At 69.5% G+C, this 5,580-nt stretch carries 4 protein-coding genes and 1 pseudogene; 3 read left to right on the top strand and 2 right to left on the bottom strand.

All coding sequences use genetic code 11. The annotated features are described in order from the left end of the window. Together NET02_RS16160 and hpt are read left to right on the top strand one after the other, a co-directional pair. Positions 1 to 991 (top strand): annotated as a pseudogene (locus tag NET02_RS16160) (Ig-like domain-containing protein); the annotation flags it as partial. 407 nt (positions 992 to 1,398) lie between these two features. After that, positions 1,399 to 2,388, top strand: coding sequence for a hypoxanthine phosphoribosyltransferase (hpt, locus tag NET02_RS16620; RefSeq protein WP_347711062.1), 990 nt, complete (start codon positions 1,399 to 1,401; stop codon positions 2,386 to 2,388). Positions 2,389 to 2,657: 269 nt separating this feature from the next. Here the strand turns inward: hpt and mutM are convergent, their stop codons facing one another. After that, positions 2,658 to 3,575, bottom strand: coding sequence for a bifunctional DNA-formamidopyrimidine glycosylase/DNA-(apurinic or apyrimidinic site) lyase (gene mutM / locus NET02_RS16170; protein ID WP_284058467.1), 918 nt, complete (start codon positions 3,573 to 3,575; stop codon positions 2,658 to 2,660). Positions 3,576 to 3,601: 26 nt separating this feature from the next. Then, complete coding sequence (locus NET02_RS16175; RefSeq protein WP_284058469.1) at positions 3,602 to 3,967, bottom strand: hypothetical protein; 366 nt, start codon at positions 3,965 to 3,967, stop codon at positions 3,602 to 3,604. A gap of 206 nt (positions 3,968 to 4,173) precedes the next feature. On the opposite strand from NET02_RS16175, the gene NET02_RS16180 reads away from it, so the two are divergent. Continuing rightward, positions 4,174 to 5,580, top strand: a 1,407-nt coding sequence (locus tag NET02_RS16180; RefSeq protein ID WP_284058468.1) for a methyl-accepting chemotaxis protein, incomplete at its 3' end; no start/stop codon positions are given.

Consider the following 5,580-nt stretch of genomic DNA (forward strand, 5'->3'; position numbering starts at 1 on the left):
GTACGCCTTCTACGACCAGACCGGGGCGCTCGTGGCGCCGACGCTGACCGGGCCGGTCTCGACTACCATCGGGCCGCTCTCGGCCGCCACGCTCTACACCCCGTTCTTCGCCGAGATGCCGGTCGGCTTCCAGGGCTCGTTCCTGGCCACGGTCGTGTCGAGCGGTGCGGACGCGCCGGTGGCGGCGGTGTCGAACAACGTCAACTACGACGTGGTCGGCGACGGCACCGCGGCCTACAACGCCTTCCTGGCCGGGGCGCTGGAGCTGGAGCCGACCCGCTTCGAGGCCGAGCCGGAGTTCGCCACCAACCCGGTGACCGACGCGGACGGCGATCCGGTCAGCCACACGGTGACGGTGACGGTGTTCGACCAGTTCGGCGACCCGCTGCCGGGCGTGGGCGTGTGCGTCGACGTGGTGAGCGGGCCGAACGCGGGCGCGGGCGACTGCGGGTCGACGGACGCGAACGGCCAGTCCGCGTTCACCTACTGGCCGAACGGCACGTTGGGCACCGACGCGATCCGCGTCTGGGTCGACCTCGACGCCGACGGGGTGGTCGACGACGGCGAGACCGACACCCTGATCAAGGAGTGGGTGCTCGGCGAGGCGCGGGTGCTCGATGTCGAGCAGACCTGCGAGTCGGGCTCGACTGAGACCGGTGACTGCACCAACACGCTCGCTACACAGCACACCATCACTGCCACGCTGACGGACGGGGCGGGCAACCCGGTCGAGGGGGTGCAAGTCCTGGCGGATATCACAGCCGGGCCCAACGCGGGTGAGGCGGTGGTCTGCACCGAGACCGGCGTGGACGGCGTGGCCACCTGCACCTACACCGACGCCAACGCCTCTGACGGCGACACCGACACTATCCTGGTCTGGGCCGACCTCGACGGGCTGGGTGACCCGGACGCCGAGGAGCCGCAGGCCGAGGTCACTAAGACCTGGGTTGCTGCTGTTCCATTACGCGTGCACGCGGTGAGCCGCGCCTGACCCGAACCCGCGCAGAGGAGGCCCCGGGATATCCCCGGGGCCTCTGGTTCGCTCCGGAGCTTCAGGTGGCCCGGGCGATCCACGTTCCTCCTCCCCGGGCAACGGCACATCGACCGGTCACGCGAGCCAGCAGGGGCTCCGCGAGCCGGTCACGGCGTCGCTCGCTAGCCGGGCCGCGCGCCCGGTACCGCGGCCACGCTGCTGGCCAGCCGCGCCGGGGACATCCGAACGACCCGCCCCGCGATGCGCCGCGAGCAGCAGATCCAGCGGGCATCGCGGGCGGTATCCAGGTGGATCTGTGTCTCCTTGTCAAAGTTCCATTCGGATGGGTGGCGTGGTATACTGGAAAGCGGGCCGGGAAGGGAAGGGAGCTAAGCGGGCGGGAGGTCGTCACGGTAGGGAGCGTGATGGACAACGAGAGGCGAGAGCCCGGCGAGACCTCGGTAGAGCTGGCCCGGGCACTGGAGGCGCCAGCCCCGCATCGCCCGCAGTTCGCTCATCCGGCCGAAGCAGAGTTCGCCGCCTTCCTCGACTTCTATCGCATCAAGTGGGAATACGAGCCGAAGTCCTTCCCCCTCCGCTGGCGCGATGGCCGCGTCACCGAGATGTTCACTCCCGATTTCTACCTCCCCGAGCAAGACCTCTACGTCGAGCTCACCACCATGAAGCAGAGCCTGGTGACCCGCAAGAACCGCAAGGTCCGCCGCCTGCGCCAGCTCTACCCGAACATCAACGTGGTCCTGCTCTACCGCAAGGACTACCACGAGCTGCTCTCCCGGTTCGGCTACGGCTCGATCGATATCACCTCGCTGCGGCCGGACCAGATCGAGCGCATCCTGCTCAGCCCGGCCGAGATCCAGACCCGGGTGGCCGAGCTGGGCCGCCAGATCTCCGAAGACTACGCCGATCGGTCGCTCATCCTCGTCGGCGTGCTCAAGGGCATCACGTTCTTCCTGGCCGACCTGGCCCGGTGTATCACCCGGCCGCTCGCGATCGACTACCTGCAGCTCTCCCGCGAGCTCGACCAGGGCGTGTACATCAGCCGCGACCTCGACCTCGATATCCGTGGCCAGCACGTGCTCCTGGTGGAGGACATCGTCAACACCGGCATGACGATGGACTTCGTGCTGCGGTCGCTCCGCGAGCGCGAGCCGGCTAGCCTGGAGGTGTGCGCGCTGCTCGATAAAGCCGAGCGGCGGCTGGCTCCGGTGCCGGTCAAGTACGTCGGCTTCACTATCCCCAACGAGTTCGTGGTCGGCTACGGGCTCGACTACCGGGAGCTCTACCGTAACCTGCCCTTCATCTGCGTGCTGCGGAAAGAGGTCTACGAATCCAACGGCAACGGCCCGCTCCTCAAGAAGCCGGCCGGCCTGGTCTCGCCCCCGGCGCGCGGGTGAGCGATCGCCGGAGAGCGTGCCAGCCTCGATGATCTGGGTTCTCCTGCCGAGGTAGATGCGCCGTCACCGGCGGCGCGGAGAGCCCGCGCACGGTGGCCAGCCGGGCGGGCGACCGTGAGGGGCGGGGAAGGTTCGCCGCACCGGGTCGCCGCCCTGCCCATAGCTGTCCGGTGCCAGGCCGGATCCTCTGGGTAGACTCCCGGCCGGGACCAGCGCGCGGCGCGAGCTTCCCAAGCCGGGCTGCCGGCTCAGATGTCTGCGGTCCGGCTCTACTCCGCGATGGGGGCTGGCTGCTGCGCGCTCGGCGCGAGGCGCGCGGCGACGCCAGCCGGGGCTGGCTGGCAGCGGGGGCAGAGGTAGGTTCCGCGGCCGTTCACCTGGAACTTGACGATCGTCGTGCCACAGCGCGGGCAGGGCTGTCCCTCCCGGCCGTGCACGAACGGGAACTCGCCGGCCGGCGGTACCGCCTTGCCGTGCAGGATGCGCGCCCCGCCGACCGGCACCGCGAGGCGTATGGTCTCCCTGATCCCCTCGTAGAGCCGGGCTAGGTCGTCCGCGCTCAGCTCGCCGACGGTCTGCTCCGGGTGGAGGCGAGCCTGCCAGAGGCTCTCGTCGGCGTAGATGTTGCCGATCCCAGCCACCACCGACTGGTCGAGCAGCGTCGGCTTCAGCCGGCCGCTCCGCCGCCGCTCCAGACGCTGGCGGAAGGCCTCGAAGGTGAAATCGGGCGAGAGCAAGTCGGTGCCCAGCGCGAGTCGATCGATATAACTCTGCAGTTCGTCGACCGGCAGCAGCCACAAGCGGGCGAAGTGGCGCACGTCGGTGAGGTAGAGCTGGATGCCCGGCTGGAAGTCTAGGCGCAGCGCGGTCGATTTGTGCGGCAAGGGAGCGTCGTAGGGAGGGACGGGGTGGCCGGCGGCGAAGCCGGGGATCGCGTCACCGCGAGCGACGAGCTGGCCGGTCAGCTTGAGGTGCACGACGGCGGCCAGCGGCTCGAAGACGAGCCAGAGGTACTTGCCCCGGCGCCCGACCTCGAGCAGCCGGCGGCCGGGGAGCAGGTCGAGGCTGAGCCCGGGCAGGGACTGGACGAGCCGGGGACGGTACAGCTCGAACCCGGTCACTGTCCGACCGGCCAGTTGCTCAGCGATCCCGCGCCGCGCAGCTTCGACCTCGGGGAGCTCCGGCATCGTGCCTCCAGGTCAGCCCGGCGTCATCAGGCGGCCGCGCGCTGCGGCGGCCGCACGCCCAGCCGATCCCAGTCGACCTCCCAATAGCGCGGGTCGAGCGGATCGACCTCCTGCCGGGAATCGAGCGAGTTCCAGATGGTGGGGAAGGCGTAGATCTCCTTGCCCTCGATCACCACCCGGCGGGCGATGCCGCCGGGCCGGTTCACCGGGAAGATCTCGCGCGGCGGCTTGCTGATCACCTCGGCCTGGAACCAGCCGTGCTCCGGGCAGCGTCCGGCATGGAGCTGCCAGGGCAGCCTGGCAGTGACGTCACCGATATACCGAATGCGGACATCGACCAGCTCTCGCCCGCAGAGCGGGCAGCGCATGGGCGTCTGCCGGCGCTGGACCATCGTCTCCAACGTCCCCTTTCCCGTTCGAGCCGCCGCGTTCCCGCCGCTCTCAACCGGCCGATCCTACCATACCAGTACCGGAGAGCGCTCAAGCTGCGCGCTGCGCTGCCGATAGTCTCAGGGTAGAACGCGCTGCCGATGGGCGCGCCCGCGGACTCGTTCTGACTCCACAGAGGGGCACGATGCCGTTGAGAAGGAGGGTCTCGATGCAACTCTCGCTTCAGCAGAAGCTGCTCGGCCTCATTGCGGGCCTGCTGGTTGCCACCCTGATCGTTGCAGTGGTCGGGTGGAATGGCTTGCGCCAGACGCAGGGCGAGGTCAACCAGGTCGCGACCGACACCGCGTCGATGGATCAGCTCGCGCGGCTGACCCACCAGATGCTCTCGGTCCGCACCGCCGTCCTCAAGCATATAATGGTGCAGGACCAGGCAACCAAAGGCCAGCTCGACAGCGAGATCGCCCAGCTCGACCAGGAGATCGGGCAGATCTTCGACGAGTGGGAGGCAGCGGATCCAGGCGGCAAGTACCGCGATGTCCGCGAGCAGCTCGCATCGGCCTGGGCGGCCTACGTCGAGACCCGGGATAACGTCGCGCTCGCGGCCAGCCGCCGGTTCGACACTGTGGCGGCGACTCAAGCTGTCAACGGGGAACTGGCGCAGCGCTTCGCGGCGGTCGACGACGCGATCACCGAGGCGCGGCAGCAGATGCGGGCGCAGACGGAAGTCTCGGTGACGTCCGCCCACAGCACCGTCAGCCGCTCCGAGCTCATCCTGCTCGGCGTCACTCTCGGTGCGGCGGTTCTCGGGATCGCAGTCGGTATTCTGCTGACGCGGCCCATCGTGCGCGCCGCTCAGGCCATCGCCGGCGTCAGCGAGCAGCTTGCGGCGCGTGACCTGGTTAGCCTGGAGCAGGCATTGCAGCGCCTGGCCCAGGGTGACCTCACCGCCGACTTCGCCGTCGATGCCCAGCCGATTCCGGTCAGTGGCCGCGACGAGCTCGGCCGGGCCGCCCAGGCCTTTAACCGCATGCTCGAACGGCTCGGTCAGGTCGGGGCCGCGTTCGGCCAGACCATCACCGGCCTGAACCAGCTCGTGGCCCAGGTCCGCGGTGCCGTGATCGCGGTGAACCAGGCGGGGGATCAGAGCTTGCAGTTGGCGGGGCAGATTGCTGGGGCGACGCAGGCGGTGGCGCAGACGATTCAGGACGTGGCGCAGGGGTCGGCGCAGCAGGCGGAGCAGGTGACGACGGCCTCGACGGCGACGGCGGAGATGGCGCAGACGATCGAGGCGGTGGCGAAGGCGGCGCAGGAGCAGGGGCGGGCGCTGCAGCGGGCCGCCGAGCTGGCCCAAACCATCGCCGAGCACAACCAGCAGCTCGAACAGATCGCCCGCCAGGTCGTCGACAGCGCCACCCACAACGCCCAGCAGGCCCAGACCGGCGCCCAGACCGTCGAACAGTCCATGGCCGCCATGCTCCGGGTGCGCACCCAGGTGGAGGAGACCGCCCACACCATGCGCGCCCTCGGCGAACAGTCCCAGCAGATCGGCCGCATCGTCCAAACCATCGAAGACCTCACCGAGCAGACCAACCTCCTGGCCCTCAACGCCGCCATC

Source organism: Thermalbibacter longus, from assembly GCF_023806485.1.
GTDB lineage: Bacteria > Chloroflexota > Chloroflexia > Thermomicrobiales > Thermomicrobiaceae > Thermalbibacter > Thermalbibacter longus.

Excerpts from the sequence above, each read along its gene's own strand:
- mutM (WP_284058467.1), bottom strand. The coding sequence starts at position 3,575 with ATGCCGGAGCTCCCCGAGGTCGAAGCTGCGCGGCGCGGGATCGCTGAG.
- hpt (WP_347711062.1), top strand. The coding sequence starts at position 1,399 with ATGGACAACGAGAGGCGAGAGCCCGGCGAGACCTCGGTAGAGCTGGCC.
- NET02_RS16175 (WP_284058469.1), bottom strand. The coding sequence starts at position 3,967 with ATGGTCCAGCGCCGGCAGACGCCCATGCGCTGCCCGCTCTGCGGGCGA.